Below are 20,421 nucleotides of genomic sequence, written 5' to 3' on the forward strand. Positions count from 1 at the left end.
ATATTCGTAAATTATTAGTATTATACCCTAAACTTACGAAAATCCATAATGAAAAATGAACGTTGGTTGTTAAGATTGAAGAACCACGACTGAAGTCACGGGTGTGCGCCGTGATTTAATCAATGAATAGGTGTAAAATTTGAACTTTTTGAGTTGACTTTGTTAAATTTTCGTGAGATATTATTATCATAAATGATAATAATATCTCATATGAAAATGAAACTGCTGCTGCATACTGAAACAGGAAAATGGAGGTACAGTTATGAAAGCTATGACTAAAGTAGTGTGGTTAGCCCTGATTGGCGCTGCTTCCGGTATACTGATCGCTTATTATCAGTATTTGACCATGGCGCCTGAGTTGGCCAGTGCTCTTATGGACCAGTTGGGTTCTTTGGGAATGCTCTTTGTGGTCTCTGGTCTTCAAACAGCTGTGTTGACGGCAGTCGCAGCCGCAATTGGATTCAAGCTCAGAACAAAGCTGGAGCTCCCTGAAGCAAAGCTCCCGGACAAAAGTGGCATTTTGGCTGCTTTGGCGATTGGCTTTGCCTCTTCACTGGTTATAACGTTAGCTGAAAAATTTGTTTTTATGCAGTATCTTCCTGATGCAATGGAAAGCTTCAGCTTTTCGCCTTTATATCTTGCAGCAGCTGTACTCTATGGCGGTATCATTGAGGAGGTCCTTTTGCGGCTGGGGCTTATGACAGTCATTCTATGGCTTCTGACCAGATCCCAGAAAAAACAAAATGCAGCAGAGGGGCTGGAGCCTGCAAAACGTCATGTCAGTGACCTCCAGGCTTGGATTGCCATTTCGGTTTCTGCGCTGCTCTTCGCACTGGGGCATTTGCCTGCGACGGCTCAAATGATAGGACTTTCTGTGCCCATTGTGATCAGATCGCTGCTTTTGAATGGTTTTGCTGGCATTGGATTTGGATGGCTCTATTGGAAGAAAGGGCTGATTTATGCCATGCTTGCGCATATCATGGCGCATGTTTTCAATCAACTCGTCCTGATGCCGCTTTTCTTGTAAAGAATATACCAACGGGGAGGGATCGCTATGAAGGTACTCAGTGAATTATTGAACCCTGTACGGATGAAAATTGTTCAAGTTATCTCAGAAAAGGGCACAGCGACGTCAAAGGAAATTGCTGAGGCGGTTCCCGGTGTGCCTATTGCCAGCCTATATCGACATATTAAAAAGCTATTTGAAATAGGCATACTTGAGGTTATATCAGAAACACCCGTCCGCGGAACTGTGGAAAAAACCTACAGAGTGAGATCTCAGCCCTTTGAAGCTATAGAAGAAGCTGTGGCTTCCGGAGACAGGGACGCCCACTACGAATTGTTTTACACCTTTGCCATGTCTATGCTTATGGATTTCTCAAATTATATTGCGGGGCCGAACTATGATTTGGTCAACGACCGCGTTGGCTTCAGAAGCTATCCCATTTATATGACGGACGAAGTTTGTGATGATTTTCTTAAGGATTTTAGCGATCTTTTGGTTAAATATCTTGGTCCAAATGCTAAGTCGGAAGGGCGGCTGCGTAAGTTTTCCTTTGCGCTGATGCCAGGGGATGAAAAACAATAGACTTGGAGCGTTGTAAACTAAGACGGTGACGCGTCGCTCAGCTTAAACAAAAACACCCAACCATTTACAAAATTAGAAACATCAGCTATACTAAAGAAAAAGGGAGTCCTAACGGGGCTCCCCTGTATTTTATCCGGAAAGGAAGGAACTGGAGACCATGAGTCGAGCAATCGTGTTGACAAAAATAGACCAGGAACGTTTAATAAAACTGGCAGCCCATGAACGTGAATTCGGAAAAGCGAGAGAATCCAAAGAGCTGAAGGACCTGCAGATGGAGCTTGAGCGCGCGCAGGTGGTTTCCCCGGAACACATCCCAGCGGGAACCATCACCATGAATTCCAAGTTTCTTTTAAAGCATCTGGATTCAGAGGAGGTTACTGAGTATAGCCTCGTTTACCCTGAGGATGCGGATTTCCTTGAAAACAAGATTTCCGTCATGGCGCCCATTGGCACCGCTATGCTGGGCTATCAGGAGGGTGATGAGGTCGAATGGCAAGTCCCTGCCGGGACCGTGCGGTTGCGCATAGAAAAAGTCCTGTATCAGCCAGAGGCGTCTGGTGACTTCGAGCTTTAGGCGACCGGCCACATAGGAGTTTTCGAAGGCGATCCGCGAGAAGGTGGCGCGACAATTTCAAAGAAAGAGGGAGCACGCGAGTGCTCCCTTCGTTATTTTTTGAGGATTTTGCCGATGGTCTTTGCCCAGACCAATTTGGTGCGGCCCAGTCCCGCATGGTGCGCCCCTGTCCCGTCCTGAAAGACTATAAAAAAAGCGAAGCGGCACAATAGACTAAAAGCAGTGCCATGACTGTATTGATCAGCTTTTGGTGGTTCTTCAGAACCCGTTGAAATACCGAGCCAAACAACGACCAGCAGCATGTCGACACAAAGGTCAGTGAGGCGAGGAAAAGTGCGAAGAGCATCACCACATAGAAAGAATTATAATAGGGCACAATGAACGTCGACAGCGTCGTCAAGCAGAAGAGGATGGCCTTTGGATTCACAAATTGAAGAAGGATCCCTGTGCCTACTGTGCTGGTGTGCTTCACGTCTTTTGCAGCATCAATCGGCTTGCTGTGATAGGTTTTCCAGGCCAACCAGAGAATATACGCAGCACCTATGACTGTGACGAAAGGCTTGAGATTGGGAATGAGGGCAAACAAGGTGACACTGAAGAGACTGCTCAGGCCTAAGATCACAAGAAACCCAAAGAAAACACCCACGTTAAAGGGCAGACTTTTCTTAAAGCCATAGCGGCTTGCGTTGGACATGGACATAATGTTATTTGGACCAGGTGTAAAAATTGTAATGATGGAATAAGATAAAAATGCGGCGACGTTAGGCATTGGTATTCAGCTCCTAAATTTGTGATCCTCAGAGATGCGGATCAATTAATAGCTTTCACTATAACTTTATTACAAAACAAGAGCCACTAATGTGGCTCTCAAATTTGGAATTATTCTTTTCTCTTTCCAAGATAAGCTTCTTTAACGCTTTCATCTGCCAACAACGCAGCACCGGTACCTTCCATAGTGATGACACCCGTTTCCATGACATAGGCCATGTCTGCGATTTTCAGCGCCAGGTTGGCATTTTGCTCGATCAGCAGAACCGTAATGCCCTCGGCATTGACCGTTTTGATGATGTTGAAAATATCTTTGACGATCAGTGGGGCCAGGCCCAGAGACGGCTCATCCATCATGATCAGCTTTGGACGGCTCATCAGCGCCCGCCCTACGGCGAGCATCTGCTGCTCTCCGCCGGACAAGGTGCCGGCATACTGCCAGGCCCGCTCCTCCAGCCGTGGAAAAAGTTTGTAGACCTTTGCAATGTCGTCGTCCAGCTTATGCTTGTGGACATAAGCGCCAATCTTAAGATTTTCGAAGACTGTGAGATCGCTAAAGACTTTTCGACCTTCAGGCACCAGCGTAATCCCCCGGGTGACGATATCATCCGGCGATTTGCCCAGGATCTCCTCCCCGTTGAAGAGGATAGAGCCTTCCTTAGGTTTTACGACGCCTGCGATTGTCCGCAGTGTCGTGCTCTTTCCAGCGCCGTTGGAGCCAATCAATGTCACGATTTTCCCACGGGGTACGTCAATGGAAATATTCTTGACGGCCTGAATGCCGCCGTAGGCGACGCTCAAGTTGGAAATTTTAAGATGGATGTCATTACTCATCATCAGCCACCCCCAAATAAGCGTCTATAACTCTCTGATTGCTCTGGATGTCTGCTGGTGTGCCCGAGGCAATCAGCTTGCCAAAGTCGAGGACATAAATCCGGTCAGAGATTTCCATGACCAGGTTCATGTGATGCTCAATCATCAGTACGGTCAGGTTGAAATCATCTTTCAGCAGCCGAATGAACTGAGTGAGGTCGTGTGTCTCATGTGGGTTCATGCCGGCTGCAGGTTCGTCAAGGAGAAGCAGACTTGGCTTGGTCGCCAGCGCCCGGGCGATCTCAAGCTTTCTTTGCTGTCCATAGGGCAGTGAAGAGGAGATCTCATCCTTAAGGTGCGCAAGACCCAGAATCTCCAGGAGCTCCATGGATTCTTTGCGCATGTTGGCTTCTTCTTTTCGATTCAGTCTCAGGGTCGCGGAGAAGACATTTGACTGGATGTTCATGTGCTTGGCGATCAGAACGTTGTCAAAGACCGTCAGGTTTTTAAAGAGACGAATATTTTGAAAGGTCCTGGCGACGCCCAGCTTGGTGATGACATCCGGCGTCTTTCGAATGACCTCGCTATATTTCCCCATATTTTCGCCCGAATACAGCTTTTTCATCTTTCCTTGCGGAAAGTTGCTGATGATGGGTTTCTCTTTAAAATACACCATGCCGTTGGTTGGGGCGTAAACACCGGTGATCACGTTGAACGCAGTGGTTTTGCCGGCGCCGTTTGGACCTATAAGAGCCACAATTTCACCTTTGTTGACCTCCAGGGAGAGGTTGTTGACCGCGACGACGCCGCCAAACTGCATGGTCACGTTTTCAAGGCTCAAAACTCGATCAGACATTGCCTTTGTCCTCCCTTCCCGGCGTCTTCCTACGTATTCGATTCCTCAACCGAAGGTAATAATTGTAGACCCTGTCCCAGGTGAACTCCTTATCTCCAAAGAGCCCTTTCCGATAGTAGAGGACCACTGCCATGAGGATCAAAGAGAAAATGACCATCCTGAAGCCTGTTCTAAAGAGTGGCACCTGGAATCCGCCAATCATGAGGGGATTGTCAAAGAACCTCAGCCATTCTCTGCCTGCGGTCATCAGGAAGGCGCCTATGACGCTGCCTGTGATACTGCCCAGGCCTCCGAGAACCACAATCAGAAGGATATCATAGGTTAGTGCTATTTGGAACGTTTTGGAGTCTATGGATCTCATAAAGACTGCCAGCAGTCCCCCGGCGACGCCCGTGAAAAAGCAGCTGATGATAAAGGACATGCTCTTGTGCTTAAACAGGTTGATCCCCATAGCTTGAGCTGCGGTTTCGTCTTCTTTGATCGCCTTGAACGCACGGCCGTAGGAGGAGTTGATGATCAGAATCATCAGCAAAATACAAAGCCCTGCAATAAAAAAGACTTCGAAAATAGAGCCAAAAGCAGGGATGCTCTTGAGTCCGTAGGACCCGTTAGTGATTCTGTCCATTTGCGGCGCCGCAATAATGGCGCGAATAATTTCAGAAAATCCCAGTGTCGCGATTGCCAGATAATCACTTTTAAGTCTCAGGACAGGGATTCCAACGAGGAACCCGACCAGTGCCGCCAGGACGCCCCCCAGAATCAGCGCTGCCCAGAAAGGCAGTGACAGATTCGCCAGTGTGTCCGCAATCCCGTTTATGTAGTAAACATTAGCCCGCATTTCAACGGGAATGGTGAGAATGGCTACGGTGTATGCCCCTATAGCCATAAAACCCGCTTGTCCCAGGGAAAACAGGCCTGTAAAGCCAGTCAGCATGTTCATGGCCACCGCCGCTATGGCGTAAATGGCGCTTCTTTGCAGGATCGAGATCGCGTAGCTGTACTGATTCCGGTTGGCGTCCAGATACCACAGAGCAGCAAGCGCAATTAAAAGCAGGAGCACCGAAAAAACGACTTTTAGTTTCTTATTCATCTTCATCATACCTTGTCCGTCACTTTCTCGCCGAAAATACCTGTTGGGCGTATGATAAGCATTATGATCAGCAATACGAAAGTAAAGGCATCACTGAAAGTGGAATACCCCATGGCGACCAGGGCTGTTTCCCCAAGTCCCAGGATGAAGCCACCTACCATGGCGCCCGGGATGCTTCCAATGCCGCCCAGAACTGCGGCAACAAAGCACTTGAGGCCAGGCAGCGCTCCGCTGAATGGAAACACTGTCATTCTGTCCGTAAAGTACAGAATGGAACCTATCGCCGCCAGAAGTGAGCCAATTGCAAAAGTGAAGCTGATGACCCGGTTGATCTTGATGCCCATAAGCTGTGCAGTTTCAAAGTCTTTGGAGACAGCGCGCATAGCCATGCCTATTTTACTGTGATTGATGAGCAGGATCAGGACATAGACGAGAGCAAGTGTCAGGATTGGGGTAATAAAAGTCACCAGTGAAGCCGACAAAGGCCCAATCTGAAAAATTCTCTTGAGTGCAGTCAGGGTTGGGTAACCCCTTGGCAGAGCCGTAAAGAGATAAGTGGCCAAATTCTGAAGCAGATATGAAACACCAATCGCAGAAATCATGATGGACATTCGCGGGGCATTCCGAAGGGGCTTATAGGCAGCGCGTTCAATGACGACACCTAAAGCAACGGTAGCGATAAGGACGAGGGGGGTCGCGACGTACCATGGCATAGTAGCCGACGCAAAGACCATGAAGTAGCCTGCCATCATGAAAATGTCGCCGTGGGCGAAGTTGATCAGGCGAAGAATACCGTAAACCATGGTATAACCTACCGCGATCAGCGCGTAGGCACCCCCGAGCGAGATTCCCGTCAAACAGTGTTGCAGAAAAACAGCAAAGTCCATTAAAAGATGCCTCCTCAAGACGCATGATTACAAATAAAGATGTAAATGAGTGGGGGCATATACCCCCACTCAAGGCGCAAGTGTTATAAATGGACTATTACTCTACAGTGACAGTTTCGAGGAACTTGAACTGGCCATTTTCAACAATTTTGATGAAAGCCATGTCCTTGTTGGCGTCGCCGGTTTCATTGAAGGTAATGGAGCCTGTGACGCCAACAACGCTGACGCCTTTAAGTGCGTCCTTAATGGCAGGACCTTCAGTGGAGTTTGCAGCTTTAACGGCTTCGAGAACTGTAATGTAGGCATCATAGCCAAGTGCGGAAACCGCAGGGATGATTTCGCCTTGATTGTTAGCCTTGAGATACTCTTTGAAGCCTGTGATGAAGGAGGCTGCTTCGTCCGTTGCGGGTTCAGCTTCGTCGAAGAAAGTGGAGAGAACGATGCCTTCAGCGTCAGCGCCTGCATTCTCAATGATAGTAGCGTTTTCCCAAGTGTCGCCGCCCATGATTGGCACTGTGATGCCAAGTTCGCGGGCTTGCTTGATCAGGAGCGGTGCGGTGGTGATAGAGGAAGGGGCGAAGATGACATCAGGGTTTTTAGCTTTGATGTTCGTCAGGATTGCTTTGAAGTCTGTCTGATTAGTCTGGAACTGCTCTTCAGCGATGACTGAGCCAGCGCCGCCAAGCTCGTTGAAAGCTGTGACGAAGAAGGAGCCGAGACCGGAAGAATAGTCGTCACCGAGCTGCGTGATGACGGCTGCGGTTTTAGCGCCGTTTTTGATCGCGTAGTTCGCCATGACTGTACCTTGGAATGGATCCAGGAAGCAAACGCGGAAGTAGTATTCGTTGCCTTCTGTAACCTGTGGGTTCGTAGCTGAAGGTGCAACAGCAGGAATTTGAGCATCTGCGAAAATTGGGCCGGCAGCAATGGAAACACCGGAGCCATAAGAGCCTATGACAGCGGATACGCCAGCGCTGACGAGGCTTTGGGCAGCCGTAACGCCCTCAGTTTTGTCTGATTTGTTGTCGACTTCGACGAGCTCAACTTTGTAAGTTTCACCGTTGATGTCCACGGTTGGGTAAACGGTGTTGGCATAGCGGATTCCCAGAACTTCCTGGAAGCCACCGCCGCCGTTTTCACCTGTTTGAGGCTCGAAAACGCCAATCTTGATGACCTTTTCTGCGTCTGCTGCCGGCTCACCTGCACAGCCGGTAAAGAGCGACAAAATCATGACTAAAATAAGTAACAGTGTTGTTGCCTTCTTCATTTAAAATCCCTCCAAAGTGTGTTTTTGTGTGACAAAGCTTCCCCTAACCCTTATCTCTCTGTACAGGAATAATTATACAATGTTAAAATCTTGTTAGCAATGAGAATCTGAACATTCTAACTATTTCGCAACTATTGCGCATCATGTGAAGGACAAAGGCTGGGAGAACGTGATAAAATTGAAAGGAAGTTAAATCGTGAGAGAATGAAAAATGATTGTTGATGACTATGGTATTTGGCTGATGGAGAGGCTGGGGTAATGGTGACCATCGGCAAAGCACTTTGGGGAGTGAGGCGCGTGACAGATCTTGAAATGACTGGCAAAGAAGTAGGACTGCTTCTTGAAGCTCAGAGACAGTACTTTGGTACCTTGGAGACCAGGCCGTCAGACTTCAGGGTCAGGCAGCTGAAGCGGCTGAGGGCATCCATTGAGAAGCACGAAGCTGAATTGATGGCGGCGCTGGCAGAAGACCTCGGCAAAAGTCCGGTTGAGGCCTACGCCACTGAAATTGGCTTCATCTACAAGAGTCTTTCAGACTATATAAAGCATTTGAAACGCTGGGCAAAGCCGCAAAAGGTGCGGACGCCGCTGTATCTTCAGCCGTCCAGGGGCTTTATTGTTCGTGAGCCCTATGGCAGCGTGCTGGTCATTGGGCCATTCAATTATCCGTTTCAGCTGGTGATCGAACCGCTGATTGGCGCTCTGGCGGCTGGAAACTGCGCGGTGGTGAAGCCCTCTGAGCTGACACCGGCTGTTTCAAGCGTCATCAAGAAGGTGATTGAGGGCGCTTTTGACAGAAAGTACGTCGCGTGTGTGGAGGGTGGGCAGGAGACCAACACGGCGCTGCTGCAATCGACTTTTGACTACATTTTTTTCACCGGAAGCGCAAAAGTGGGGAAAATAGTCATGGAGGCGGCTGCGAAGCATCTGACGCCGGTGACTCTGGAGCTGGGCGGAAAGAGTCCCGTGATCGTGGACAAGACGGCCCATATTAAAGAAGCTGCCCAAAGGATTATGTGGGGGAAGACCATAAACGCCGGCCAGACTTGTGTGGCGCCGGACTACATTTATGTACATGAGGATGTCAAAGCGGCCCTCGTCCTTGCCATGAAGGACAGCTTGCAGGCTATGTGGGGTCATGAGCATTACAAAAGAAATGGCTATGGGAAAATTGTAAATCACAGGCATTTTAAGCGGCTTACAGAAATGATGGCAAAAGATCAGCCTCATGTGATCTGGGGCGGTGGCCACGACGAAGCGCACAGACATATTGAGCCGACCTTGCTGCATGTGCCCGGGCGGGAGGCCGCCGTGATGCAGGAGGAAATCTTTGGGCCGCTCCTGCCCATTATGACCTACAGGGATCTGGGGCAGGTGATTGACGACATCAACCATCATCCAAAACCTCTGGCCCTTTATCTGTTCACGACAGATAAGAAGGTGGAGCGTCTGGTGCTTGAAAGCATTTCATCCGGAGGTGTCGCGATCAATGACACGATTACTCATGTGGCGCACCCCAATCTGCCGTTTGGCGGCGTGGGACAGTCTGGCATTGGACGCTATCACGGAAAACAAAGCTTTTTGACGTTTTCCCATTGTAAGAGCGTCCTCAAAAAAGGGCGGTTTAATGTGACGCTGGCGTACCCCAAATATAATGAGAAGCAGCTGAAGCTTCTGAGAAAGGTGCTGAAATAAATGACCTCGGAAAGTACTGTTGGTACACATGGTAAAACTGGTGCAGCTGGAGCGCACGGTGCATCTGCAAATGACTGTCAGCTGTTCAAGACGCTTATGGACGCGCTGGAATCAGGACACAGAGCTGTCCTGGCGACGACTTTAAACCAGGCGTCAGAGGGGAATGTTCTCGCGAAAAAACTTTTTACGAATAGCGAGCCTAACGAAAGTGAGGCGCTGTCTGATGATGCGCTGGAACTTTCCGCCTTCATTGAAGGCGGTCTCCAGCGCGGCGAATTTACCTTTGAGCAGGCTGAAGATGGGACTGCAACCCTTGTAGAGCCCTATTTCCCGGAGGCGCAGCTGGTGATTCTGGGCGGCGGGCACATTGCTGTCCCTTTGGCGGAATTTGGCGCCAAAGCCGGCTTTAAGGTCACTGTTGTAGATGACCGGCCGTTTTTCGCGAATAATTTCAGGTTTCCAGCGGCGGATAAAGTTATTTGTGACAGCTTCGACAATAGCTTTGACAGCCTTAAGCTCAACAAAGCAACCTTTGTAGTCATTGTTACCCGTGGACACCGCTATGACAAAGTGTGTCTGGAAAACGTTCTCAAATACGAAACCGCTTATGTTGGGATGATTGGTTCCAGGCGCAGAGTCACCGGTCTGAAGGACTTGCTCCTTTCAGAAGGGCAGGCTCCGGATAAGCTCGCGTCGGTCTGCACGCCAATTGGACTCGAAATTGGGGCGGTGACACCGGAGGAAATAGCAATTTCAATCCTGGCTCAGGTGATTCAGTACAAGCGAAAAGGTGATAAAGCGAACAGAAAAGCCAATAACTGGCCGGAACTGGATTTGACGGTGCTGCGTGAGCTCGCAAAACCGGATCAGGAGACCAGGGCATTGGTGACGGTGGTGGAGACCAAAGGCTCCGTTCCTCGAAGAGAAGGGGCAAAGATGGTGGTATGGATGGACGGCAGAACCATTGGCAGCATAGGCGGTGGCTGCAGTGAAGGAGAAGCCATTCAGACCGCCCGGGACGTGATCCGGGACGGCAGGTTCAGATACCTGGACATAGACATGACCGGTCAGGTGGCCGAAGACGAGGGCATGGTCTGCGGCGGTACCATGAAGGTGCTGATCACGCCTGTTTAGCAGCCGTGGTGCTTCGCCGGTTCACAGTACAGCATAAAGAAAACTGGAGGTGTACAGGGTGCACAAAATTTTCCTGAATAATCCCTTTGAGGCGGACCGTTTCGCGGCCATCCTCGAAGAAGAAGGCATTCCCCATACGGTTGTCGACCACGGCAGCCTGGTATTTGACGGCTTATACCAGATGACCATGGGCTGGGGCCATGTTGAGGTGCCAGAGGAATACCAGGTGCCTGCTGAAGCGCTCCATCAGGCGCTGATGGCTTCGATTGGGGAGGAAAACCCCAAAAATGTGATGCCGATGGTCATAGACCACCTCCTCGCAGTCGCGCAGCCCTATCTCGAAATGCGCACGATTAAAGACGCGGTCATAGGCCTTGCCTTGATGGCCATTGAGCTTGACAACGGTGACTTGGGCCTCGCTTACACTTTAAGGGAATCCCTGCCTCCTGGCTGTTCAGCGTTTGGCTTTGCGCAGGAGATTATTGGCAAGAACGCCTATGAGGTTGCCTTGATGGCCAAAGAGGGCCAAAATGATGTACAGCGCGGTGTGGGCGTTGCGGTTTTGACAGCGGGTTCCCGTCAGCTTGGTCTGCCCGTTGACAATGACCGTCATCCGTTCTTTGGCCTGGAGGTTACAGCGGAGGACACGGTTGGCATGATTGGGATGATTCCAGGCATCGCCAAGCGTTTTGCCCAGCAGGCCAAGTCACTCATTGTATTTGATCAGGCCATCTCCATGTATGAAAAAGGCGACGCTGAAGTTGCGCCTATGGAACAGCAGGCCGAGCTGCTGCCTAAATGCGACATTGTCATTATCAGCGGAACGACGCTGATCAATCAGAGTCTGGACGCGCTGTTATCCATGTGTACAAATGCCAGGGACATCATTCTTGTTGGCGCTTCAGCGCCCATGTATCCTGAGGCCTACCGGGGCACGGGCGTTTCGGTGCTGGCAGGGGCCTGGTGGGATGCGGCGCAAAAGGACGAATTGTTTAAAATCATTTCCTTGGCCGGTGGGATTGGCCACGTGCAGCGGATGACGATCAAGAAAGCGGTCAGAGTGGTCTGATGTGATTAGGGTGATGATCCGAAAAACGGTGAAGGCACTGAAATCAGGTTAGAGCGTTTAAAATAGTCCCACATTTGCAGAGTGGAAGTGAAAAAGACCATCGGCATATTTTTTGCCGATGGTCTTCCTAATGTACAGAGCTGAGGAAATGGAACGTGCGCCGGTCGCCCCCATTGTCCTAATCAAAAGCCAGGCTCATTAAACGCTCGATCTTTTGAAAGTCGATAAAGCGGCTTTCCCGAAGGATTTCTTTGCCTTCTTGAAAAATGAGCACCGTAGGCATGGCAAAGATGAGATGCTGTCCGGCAATGTCTACAAATTTGGTGGATTCTACCTGGGCAATTTTTACGGGAACCTCTGATAAAAGAGCCTCAAGCTTTGGTCGGACGGAGTGACAGACACTACAGTCCACTGAGCTGAAATAAACGACGAGGATCTCTTCACTCTCCAGAAGCTGCGTCAGATGGGCTTTGGATTCTATGGGGATCATGAGATTGGGCATAATGTTCTCCTTTACTGAAAGAAATTTATGAGTATGGGTCTTTTTATTCTAATTTTCATGACCAGTTGTAAATATGCTTCACAAACGCTATCATACCACGATCCTTGCAAATTTGTCTACCCCCCACGGGTATTGGGGGCGGTGTGTAAGAGACAATATTTGGGTATGAATCTTCAAAATATGACATGCAGTTTCGCATGGGGTGAGGGCAATGAGGATCGCGTATAAGCCGTGGCATCAATGTTTGCTCGCAGGCATTTTTATTGGTCTGAGCATCAGTCTTTTTAAGATTCTATTGCTGGATTGGGATGTCTTTACCCGTTTGACGACGGGGGATCCAGTTTTTTATGTTGGCGTCCTTCTGGCTTCAGCGGTTTTGATGCAATACTTTAAGCTTAAATACCCTATGATTCGTGGCTCCGGTTGCCCTCAGCTTAAAGGCGTCCTTTTAAATCAGCTGGAAATGAAGCCCGCTGCCGAGCTGCCACTGAAATTCAGCTCAGTTGTTTTAATGAATGGCCTCGGCTTATCTGCCGGGAGCGCAGGACCGGCAATTCAGCTGGGGGCCTATTTTGGGCAACTTATTCTGAAGGGGAAGAAGAACAATGATTTTCTTCTCAGCTGCGCCATGACCGCGTTCGCTGTTTTGTATGGCGTTCCCATGGCGGCCATTGCCTTTGGGATTGAGGAGTATCAGATGAAGCTCAAGGCTGAGAGGCTCTTTAGTTTGACGTTTATGATGGCCACGGCACTGGGCATTCGGCTTTGGCTGTTTGGTACTGCACCAACGCTGAGGTTTAAGATGGAGACTTATCCTTCCTGGCAGGGCTTGGGATTTCTAATTGCGGCATCACTGCTGGTTGGGCTGACCTATAAAATTACCCAGTTGTGGCTGGGGAGACTTTACAGATGGCGTCCGCTGATTTTTTTGCCGTTCTTAATGACGTTTTATTTCAGCAAAGCAATGCCCAAAATTTTGGGTGGCGGTATTCTTCTGTTTGATTTAATGGCTGAGCGTGGGGCGACGCTTCTACTTGGGACGGCAGTTGCATTATTGGCAGGAAAGATTATCTTCTCGTTATTTTGTCTCAGTTCTGGTGTTCCTGCAGGTGTGTTCCTTCCGACTTTGGCCATAGGCGGGATTTTAGGCAGTGTGACGGCGCTTGTTTCAATAGAGTATTTTAGTGAAGCTGCGCTGGCGTATAATGCTTACATAGTCCTTGGCATTGCCCTTGTCAGTACGGTAATTCTGAGAAGACCGTTCACTGGGGCGCTGCTGGCGGCGGAGCTGACGGGGAACTACGGCTGGATCCCCTATCTGCTTGTTTTATCCCTGATCGTCAATGGCATGCTCATCAGAACAGGGGATAAGCCACTTAATGAGGCTTTACTGGAGAAGCTGTTGGATGAGGATAAGGAAATTGACTACTGACGTCATAATTTCATCAATATGGGGTGAAATATTTATGGGCTTATGTTTTCACATTGGCCAATAGTTGTCTTAAAACAGGGTAAGAGTAAAACAGGAAGCATGTCCATTAAACATGCCTGTATAGAACCTATTCTTGGATCCATCTGTCAAGGAGATGAGATATTATGAGGAAAATGCTGCTACCTATAGATTCAAAGACTGTTCCGGAGAAAGTGATAAGCTATTTGAAGGATTTTGTGCCAGAAATGAATTATGAGGTCACACTCCTTAATGTCATTTCTGCAGATCGCGTCAGAAACAATAATGAAGCTGGCGTTGTGTATGCTGTGCCGCCACTGGATCTTGAAACACCATCCAAAGAAATGCTGGCTGGCTTTGAAGAAAAGCTAAGGGCGGCAGGAATTGATGCCATTACAACTATGACTGTGACTGGAGATCCTGCAGAAAGCATAGTCAAAATTGCGGAATCAGGCGGATTTCACATGATCATGATGTGTACCCATGGAATGGGCGCGGCAAAGAGACTATTGATTGGTTCTGTAACGAATAAGGTCGTCCATCATTCCAGTGTACCGGTGTTTGTCATTCGTGAATAAGACTTGCTTCACCGGCTGACGTGAAATACCAATAACTGATGGGTCCAAATCCACTGATGGTGTCTGAGAAGGCTGTCAGTGGATTTCTTCTTTGTTGGCATGTTCACAATGAATAGTTCAAATTGTGTAAAGGTTCAATAAACTGTGCATAGACAAGTCTTTTGCATATAGGATACACTATACGAAATATGCTTAAGGCTTATTAAGAGAGAGGACGTGGTTGAACTTGAAAATTGCAAGAACATTGACTGTACTAACCAGCATGCTGATGCTGCTGTGCCTTGGCCTTATTTACGGATGGTCTATCTTTGTCGCGCCCCTTGAAGCGGAGTTTGGCTGGGTCAGAGCTCAGACGTCATTGACGTTTACAATTTCCATGGCTATGTTTTGTATTGGTGGGCTGGCCGCTGGGATGCTGCTGATGCGGGGCGTCAAGAGAAGTTATTTGATGGTTTCTGCCGGCGTGTTGCTTCTGGGCGGGTTTTATGCCGCAAGCTACTCAGAGCAGCTGGCGCATTTTTACATATTTTATGGCGTGTTTTGCGGCTTTGGTGTAGGTGTGAGCTATAACTTGCTGATCAGTGCTGTCACAAAATTGTTTCCGGGAAAGCAAGGCTTTATTTCAGGCATTCTCATGATGAGCTTTGGTTTTGGCGGACTGGTGCTGGGATCTCTGTGCGCCTCGCTGCTGATCAGTTTGGGCTGGCGGAGTACATTTAAAATCATTGGAATTCTGATAGGTTTGATTGTGATTGTAGGGTCTGTCGTGATCGACATAGCCGGGAAAAAGCTTTCATCTCAGCTGCCTGTTCATGCTGTGGCGGGCGGCGGTAAGTCAGAAAAAGAAATTTCCGCTAAGGAGTACGCCGTCAGTGAAATGATGAAAAGTCCATCTTTTTTGATCCTGTTCGCCTGGCTGGTGCTCCTTAGCTCAGCAGGCCTGATGATTATTGGTCACGTCGCGCCAAGTATTCTTGAGCTCGGTGCTGAGCCTGCCACGGCGGCAATGGCTGTGGGTGTGGTTTCCGTTTCGAATGGCGTTGGGCGTGTTGTATTTGGTCTCGGTTTTGACCGGATTGGCATGAAAAAGACGCTGTGGCTGATCAATTTTTGCTTGCTGACAGCAGGGCTGCTGCTGTCGTTTGCGGTGAGTATCTCTAACATTGGTCTCCTGCTTCTTGGCTGCGCTTTTATGGGGATCAGCTATGGCGGCAGTCCGGTGTCGACCTCCGCTGTGGTTCACAAGCTCTTTGGACATCAAAACTTTTCGGGCAATTTCAGCGTTGCAGTCACAAACCTGCTTTTTGCGGCGCTGATTGGGCCTACGGTGGCGGCGAGCCTTCAAAGCAGCACCGGCAGTTACCAGACCAGCTTTTATGTGCTGATTGGGATTGGCATCCTGGCGCTTGGGCTTTGCTGGCTGCTGACGCGCAGAATCCAGGAAGCCTAAGCGGTGCTGAAGGACTTTTAACTTTTCGGTAGAAACATTAATTCGCTGATTATTGGCTAAGTGATAGTTGTTTTCAATTCGGGGTAAATATAGCCAGAAAACACAACCAAAAACGGTATACACGTTTCTGCTGGAGGTGTCAAAATGAAACTTGCCAAAGTCATAGCATGGCTTGGTCTTTTCGCCATGACCGCTGCACTTTTTCACGGCTTTACCAACGGAGATTTTTTCGCAGATGGCTCGAAGCTTCTGGCGAACCCATGGGGCATTGTCTCCATGGTGGACCTCTACACAGGCTTTGTCCTCTTTTCCATGTGGATTGTGTTCAGGGAAAGCAGCAAGGTCCTGGCTGCTGTTTGGGTCATCCTTATGATGATCCTGGGATTTTTCGCTGGTGCCCTTTATGTCCTTCTGGCGCTCTATCAATCCAAAGGCAGCTGGCTGGACTTTTACCTTGGGCACCATAAGGCGAAGCTGATGGAAATGGCGAAGCGTTAAGCTCTGGCGCACAGGATCCTTTGTTACAAAAAAGCAGCAGCTGTGACTGGCTGCTGAAGTCGACTTTTGCAGTCAATTTCTGCAGTCAGCCTACATCAACGAATCGAGGTGAAAGCCCATGCATAATCGAAGCGCGGAAATTATGGAGGAGCTCAAACTGGTGGTCTCGTCAAAGACTTTGGATGCTTTGCTTCCACCGCTTATTTTTGTCGTAGTTAATGGTGCGGCGGGTTTAACGACGGCAGTCATCATCTCTGTGGCGGCCGCGCTGTTGCTCAGCCTTGTCAGGGCCCTTCGCAGGCAGCCGCTGAAATATGCTTTTGGCGGTCTCGCCGGTGTCCTCGTTGCCTCGGGCTTCGCGCTCTTTGCGGGCCGTGCGGAAAACTATTTTCTCCCCAGAATTCTAAGCAGCGCAGCCATGCTGGCTGTTTCCCTGGTGAGTCTCATTGCCGGCAAGCCCCTGGCCGCTCTGGCCAGTCACTTGTCCCGGGGGTGGAATCTCGACTGGTACTGGCGTGCGGATGTTAAGCCAGCCTATAGAGAGGTCACTTGGCTTTGGGCAGCGCTCTTTCTGATGCGCCTTGTGATTCAAATCAATCTTTATTTCAGCGCGGATCTCGCCCGGATGGCCTGGGCAAATCTTTTGCTGGGTACGCCTGTGACGCTGACGGTGCTTGTCATCAGCTACCTTTACGGCCTCAGGCGGCTCCATCAGCTCGGCGGGCCAGGCGCTCACGAATTCGCTCATGGCGTTCAGCCGCCTTGGGAGGGGCAGACCCGGGGGTTCTAAGTTGAATTTCAAGTGCTGTTGCTTTGAAAATAGAAATGACCATCGGCATCAAGTCCTCTCTTAAGACTTTGCCAATGGTCATCTGAAGTCACATCACGTCATGTCGCAAACTGCAGGGCTTTAAAGAGTCCTGCTCTTTTTTATTTTATAATTCGATTTTGTCAGAAACGAGCGGTCAATAGTGATAACAGCATTGATTTGCCTCGCTTTCATTGCGGCTTCGATTTCATCCAAAATACGCTGATCACTTTTTTTGCAGTTATACGGCACGGTGACGTCAAAGACGATTTTTTTGAAGGCAGAGCCCCGAACCAGCCTGAAGTCGTGCAGTGTCAGAGAGTCATCCACTGCAGTGACAATTTCTTCTGTCAGCTGGCAATACTCGTTGATCAGCGGATCATCTTTAACCACAGGGTCCATGTGGATCACGAGGTGGATCCCCAGCTCGGACATGATATCCCGCTCAATGGTATCTATCAGGTCGTGGCTGACAAGGATGTCCACGGCGGCGTCTACCTCCACGTGGACGGAGGCGAACCAGCGGTTAGGACCATAGTTGTGGGCGACGAGGTCGTGAATGCCGCTGATCCCTGGATAGCGGTCGATATAATTCTCAATTTGCTCTGCGAGTTCTTCGGTTGGGCCCTGTCCCAAAATGCTGTCCAGCGTTTCCTTAAGGATGCCCAGGCCGGAATTCATGATGAACAGCGCCACCGCGATCCCCATGTAGCCATCCAGCTGAAAGCCAATCACTGGGCTGAGGACCGCTGAGATCAGGACAACCGTAGTCGCCAAGACATCTGCGAGACTGTCTGCCGCGGTGGCTTTCATCACGGAGGAACCAATGCGCTTGCCCAGGCTGGCATTGAAGCGTGTCAGCCAAAGCTTGACAAAGATCGAGAAGACCAGAATCCCCGCGGTGAGCCAGGTGAAATCCACCTCTGAAGGCTGCCGTATTTTGCCTATAGAGGTCTGAATCAGCTCCACGCCAATCAGCAGTATGATGATAGCCACCGTGGAAGCAGCAATGTATTCAATCCTCGCATGGCCAAAGGGATGCTCAAGGTCAGCGGGTTTATTCGATAGTTTGAAGCTGATCAACGAAATGACAGAAGACCCTGCGTCAGACAAGTTGTTGATGGCGTCGCCCGTAATCGCTATACTGCCGGACAAGGTGCCCGCAACAAATTTTATGGCAAACAGAAAAAAATTGACAACTATGCCGACAATGCTGGTCATAGTGCCATAAGCTTGCCTGACGTCAGGACTTTTTGTGTTTTCATGGTTCTTGACGAATCGATGGATTAAAAAATTCTGCATAAAGGTCACTCCGTATCGTGAGATGGTGAAGCGTGCTATGCTGCCAATTATTGGCGGTGTTTGTTCAAGTGGATTCTATTCTATCACAAATGTGTGGAATGTGACCGACGAAAACGGAAATTGAAGGGAAAAACTTGGTTGGGGACAGGGACATACCATAGGGGACAGGGACACACCAGAGGCGACTGGGCCGCGCTGCAAATGATCAAGGGGAAATGGCGTGATGAGTGCTATCCGCTGACACCGCTTTTCTCCTCTCCTGTAGGACGAGAGATCTGCGGGTGCCACCTTTCGACATCCGTTGCCTCTTTGTGTGTAATGATAACAATTTTGGTTATAGTGTTCACGTTTGCTATACCTACAATAAGGTATAAAGATAATGGAGGTGAAACTCAATGAAAAAATATCTTTTAATCCTTATGACGCTGTTTTTACTGGCCGCGGCACCGGCACCCGCGTTTGCGGCCTCAACTTTTCCTGATATCAACGGACACTGGGCCCAGCCCCACATTGAACACTTGCTGGGTCTCAATCTGATCAGCGGCTTCCCGGATGGGACATTCAAGCCTAACCAAATCATAACCCGCGCTCAGGTGGCCTCGATCCTGGCCAATGAGCTGGGCTTGACAGCGCAAGCGGCAGCTTTCCCGGATGTGCCCGCGAGCCACTGGGCAAACGGCGCGGTAGGCGCAATTGCGGCACATGGTACCATGAACGGTTATTTGGATGGCACCTTTAAACCGGATCAGGCTATGAACCGGGCGGAAATCGCGTCTGTTCTGTCAAGTGCTTACGGGTTTACCCAAAGCTCTGCGACGTCTCCGTTTAGTGACGTGACCGCCAGTCACTGGGCATTCGGTCCCATCATGGCACTGGTTGACGGCTATATTACGGAAGGTTACCCGGATGGGACATTCAAGCCCAATAACGCCATGACCAGAGCTGAATTTTCTGTATTTATGGCCAAAGCCATCCATCCACCTTTCGTAGTTCCAACCATGCTTCAGGCAAAGGCGCTGACCATAGCCCAGATCCTTAAGGATGAGGACATGACTCAGCTGGCAACCCACGTTCACCCGGTCCTGGGTGTCCGGTTCTCGCCGTACTATTATATTGACAACACCCACAAAGTGGTTTCCGCGGCAGCGCTTCCCGGCCTTCTTGCTGACAACACCGTTTATTTCTGGGGCATTCAGGATGGGAGCGGCTTCAACATTGACGAGACGCCGCAGGATTATTTTGACCGTTATGTCAACGCCCGGGATTTCACCACTCCGGACCAGACCGTCTATAACACAGTCGTTTCCCGGGGCAACATGATCAACAACATCCCGAACTATTACACCAGCGGAATCTTCGTGGAGCTCTATCTGAACGGCATTGACCCGCAGTATGGCGGCATGGATTGGCGCAGCCTCTATCTCGTCTTTGAGCTCTACAACGGCGACTACTACCTTGTAGGCATTGCCAACGGTGAGTGGACGACTTAAAAAGCAAAGATTTTTGCCGATGGTCCCATACCTGCATTTTCCTCGCAACATTCAGGAGGGGACAGGGACGCACCATTGGGGACTGGGACACACCGTTGATTTAATCCGTAAAAAAACCGCCTCTTTTTCGCCCTGTACAAGGCGATTAAGAGGCGGTTTTTATGTGCGTTGAACTTGTCATCTAAGTTTAAAAATCTGGATTTCAACAAACTCTCCGTCTCCTTTTTTCAAACTGCCAACAAAGACCCCGCTTCTGAGATAGTCATAGGGGCTGCCTTCCCGAACTGTAAAACGGGGGACGGTTCGAATAAATGGCTTTGGTTCAGTATCTTCACCGTAGCCTTCGTTTTCAATAGAAATCAACTCTCCGTCATCCGTTTCAATAGTGTACTTAGCGAAGACATGACGGAGCTTGCCGCCAATCAGACTGTTCCAGTCTGCGCCGCCTGGAATGACTCTGCCCTTCATGCCTGGCCCTTCAAAGGAGCCGCCCGTAATTGGGATGACCTTCAGGTGTCCCTTAACTGTGTCACCGACGATCTGATGCGCGCCAATGTCCACTTTTAAGGTCATGATTAAGTCCGTTTCAAGCATCATTGATT

At 49.5% G+C, this 20,421-nt stretch carries 21 protein-coding genes; 12 read left to right on the top strand and 9 right to left on the bottom strand.

What is annotated here, in order from left to right; all coding sequences use genetic code 11:
* Nucleotides 1-262: 262 nt before the first annotated feature.
* From BLP63_RS10070 to rnk, 3 genes are all read left to right on the top strand, one after another.
* Nucleotides 263-1,027 (top strand): CPBP family intramembrane glutamic endopeptidase, encoded by a 765-nt coding sequence (locus BLP63_RS10070; RefSeq protein ID WP_092591146.1) that lies wholly within the window; start codon nt 263-265, stop codon nt 1,025-1,027.
* Between the two features lie 27 nt (nt 1,028-1,054).
* Complete coding sequence (locus tag BLP63_RS10075) at nt 1,055-1,588, top strand: helix-turn-helix domain-containing protein (protein WP_242870871.1); 534 nt, start codon at nt 1,055-1,057, stop codon at nt 1,586-1,588.
* A 157-nt stretch (nt 1,589-1,745) separates the two neighbouring features.
* Nucleotides 1,746-2,162: a nucleoside diphosphate kinase regulator gene (gene rnk, locus BLP63_RS10080; RefSeq protein WP_092591150.1), complete on the top strand. Its 417-nt coding sequence runs from the start codon at nt 1,746-1,748 to the stop codon at nt 2,160-2,162.
* A gap of 184 nt (nt 2,163-2,346) precedes the next feature.
* On the opposite strand, the gene BLP63_RS10085 is transcribed toward rnk, so the two are convergent.
* From BLP63_RS10085 to BLP63_RS10110, 6 genes are all read right to left on the bottom strand, one after another.
* On the bottom strand, nt 2,347-2,931 hold the full coding sequence (locus BLP63_RS10085) for a LysE family transporter (RefSeq protein WP_092591152.1): 585 nt from the start codon (nt 2,929-2,931) through the stop codon (nt 2,347-2,349).
* Between the two features lie 110 nt (nt 2,932-3,041).
* Nucleotides 3,042-3,767: an ABC transporter ATP-binding protein gene (locus BLP63_RS10090; RefSeq protein WP_456297594.1), complete on the bottom strand. Its 726-nt coding sequence runs from the start codon at nt 3,765-3,767 to the stop codon at nt 3,042-3,044.
* A complete protein-coding gene (locus BLP63_RS10095; protein WP_092591154.1) occupies nt 3,757-4,599 on the bottom strand; it encodes an ABC transporter ATP-binding protein in 843 nt (280 codons plus the stop codon). Before BLP63_RS10095 ends, BLP63_RS10090 begins: the two co-directional genes overlap by 11 nt.
* Nucleotides 4,592-5,698, bottom strand: a complete 1,107-nt coding sequence (locus BLP63_RS10100; protein WP_330387137.1) for a branched-chain amino acid ABC transporter permease — start codon at nt 5,696-5,698, stop codon at nt 4,592-4,594. The genes BLP63_RS10095 and BLP63_RS10100 overlap by 8 nt, the downstream gene beginning before the upstream one ends.
* A complete protein-coding gene (locus BLP63_RS10105; protein WP_092591156.1) occupies nt 5,695-6,576 on the bottom strand; it encodes a branched-chain amino acid ABC transporter permease in 882 nt (293 codons plus the stop codon). Before BLP63_RS10105 ends, BLP63_RS10100 begins: the two co-directional genes overlap by 4 nt.
* Before the next feature lie 97 nt (nt 6,577-6,673).
* Nucleotides 6,674-7,843, bottom strand: a complete 1,170-nt coding sequence (locus tag BLP63_RS10110; RefSeq protein WP_092591158.1) for an ABC transporter substrate-binding protein — start codon at nt 7,841-7,843, stop codon at nt 6,674-6,676.
* A 297-nt stretch (nt 7,844-8,140) separates the two neighbouring features.
* Between BLP63_RS10110 and BLP63_RS10115 the strand changes: the two genes are divergently transcribed.
* Genes BLP63_RS10115 through BLP63_RS10125 form a run of 3 tightly spaced genes read left to right on the top strand, consistent with a single transcriptional unit; the run spans nt 8,141 to nt 11,741 of the window.
* Nucleotides 8,141-9,538 (top strand): aldehyde dehydrogenase, encoded by a 1,398-nt coding sequence (locus BLP63_RS10115; RefSeq protein WP_242870872.1) that lies wholly within the window; start codon nt 8,141-8,143, stop codon nt 9,536-9,538.
* Nucleotides 9,539-10,672, top strand: a complete 1,134-nt coding sequence (locus tag BLP63_RS10120; protein WP_092591160.1) for an XdhC/CoxI family protein — start codon at nt 9,539-9,541, stop codon at nt 10,670-10,672. It abuts the gene before it with no gap.
* A 58-nt stretch (nt 10,673-10,730) separates the two neighbouring features.
* Nucleotides 10,731-11,741 carry a DUF364 domain-containing protein gene (locus BLP63_RS10125; RefSeq protein ID WP_092591162.1) on the top strand — a complete coding sequence of 337 codons (1,011 nt, stop codon included), beginning with the start codon at nt 10,731-10,733 and terminating at the stop codon, nt 11,739-11,741.
* 178 nt (nt 11,742-11,919) lie between these two features.
* Here BLP63_RS10125 and BLP63_RS10130 read toward each other — a convergent pair whose 3' ends face one another.
* Nucleotides 11,920-12,243 carry a thioredoxin family protein gene (locus tag BLP63_RS10130; protein ID WP_092591164.1) on the bottom strand — a complete coding sequence of 108 codons (324 nt, stop codon included), beginning with the start codon at nt 12,241-12,243 and terminating at the stop codon, nt 11,920-11,922.
* A 211-nt stretch (nt 12,244-12,454) separates the two neighbouring features.
* Here BLP63_RS10130 and BLP63_RS10135 point away from each other — a divergent pair, with 211 nt between their 5' ends.
* The 5 genes from BLP63_RS10135 (at nt 12,455) to BLP63_RS10155 (ending at nt 17,009) form a co-directional block, all read left to right on the top strand.
* Entirely contained in the window at nt 12,455-13,675 is a 1,221-nt protein-coding gene (locus BLP63_RS10135; protein WP_092591166.1) for a chloride channel protein, read from the top strand.
* A 164-nt stretch (nt 13,676-13,839) separates the two neighbouring features.
* Nucleotides 13,840-14,271 carry a universal stress protein gene (locus tag BLP63_RS10140; RefSeq protein WP_092591168.1) on the top strand — a complete coding sequence of 144 codons (432 nt, stop codon included), beginning with the start codon at nt 13,840-13,842 and terminating at the stop codon, nt 14,269-14,271.
* A 220-nt stretch (nt 14,272-14,491) separates the two neighbouring features.
* Nucleotides 14,492-15,721 carry an MFS transporter gene (locus tag BLP63_RS10145; RefSeq protein ID WP_092591170.1) on the top strand — a complete coding sequence of 410 codons (1,230 nt, stop codon included), beginning with the start codon at nt 14,492-14,494 and terminating at the stop codon, nt 15,719-15,721.
* A gap of 144 nt (nt 15,722-15,865) precedes the next feature.
* On the top strand, nt 15,866-16,219 hold the full coding sequence (locus BLP63_RS10150) for a DUF1475 family protein (protein ID WP_092591172.1): 354 nt from the start codon (nt 15,866-15,868) through the stop codon (nt 16,217-16,219).
* A 118-nt stretch (nt 16,220-16,337) separates the two neighbouring features.
* Nucleotides 16,338-17,009 (top strand): DUF3159 domain-containing protein, encoded by a 672-nt coding sequence (locus tag BLP63_RS10155; RefSeq protein WP_092591174.1) that lies wholly within the window; start codon nt 16,338-16,340, stop codon nt 17,007-17,009.
* Nucleotides 17,010-17,129: 120 nt separating this feature from the next.
* On the opposite strand, the gene BLP63_RS10160 is transcribed toward BLP63_RS10155, so the two are convergent.
* Nucleotides 17,130-18,329 carry a cation diffusion facilitator family transporter gene (locus BLP63_RS10160; RefSeq protein WP_092591176.1) on the bottom strand — a complete coding sequence of 400 codons (1,200 nt, stop codon included), beginning with the start codon at nt 18,327-18,329 and terminating at the stop codon, nt 17,130-17,132.
* Between the two features lie 395 nt (nt 18,330-18,724).
* On the opposite strand from BLP63_RS10160, the gene BLP63_RS10165 reads away from it, so the two are divergent.
* Nucleotides 18,725-19,819, top strand: a complete 1,095-nt coding sequence (locus BLP63_RS10165) for an S-layer homology domain-containing protein (RefSeq protein WP_092591178.1) — start codon at nt 18,725-18,727, stop codon at nt 19,817-19,819.
* 177 nt (nt 19,820-19,996) lie between these two features.
* On the opposite strand, the gene BLP63_RS10170 is transcribed toward BLP63_RS10165, so the two are convergent.
* Nucleotides 19,997-20,416, bottom strand: coding sequence for a DUF3237 domain-containing protein (locus tag BLP63_RS10170; RefSeq protein WP_092591180.1), 420 nt, complete (start codon nt 20,414-20,416; stop codon nt 19,997-19,999).
* Between the last annotated feature and the right edge of the window lie 5 nt (nt 20,417-20,421).

This window comes from Acidaminobacter hydrogenoformans DSM 2784, from assembly GCF_900103005.1.
Taxonomy (GTDB): Bacteria; Bacillota; Clostridia; order Peptostreptococcales; family Acidaminobacteraceae; genus Acidaminobacter; species Acidaminobacter hydrogenoformans.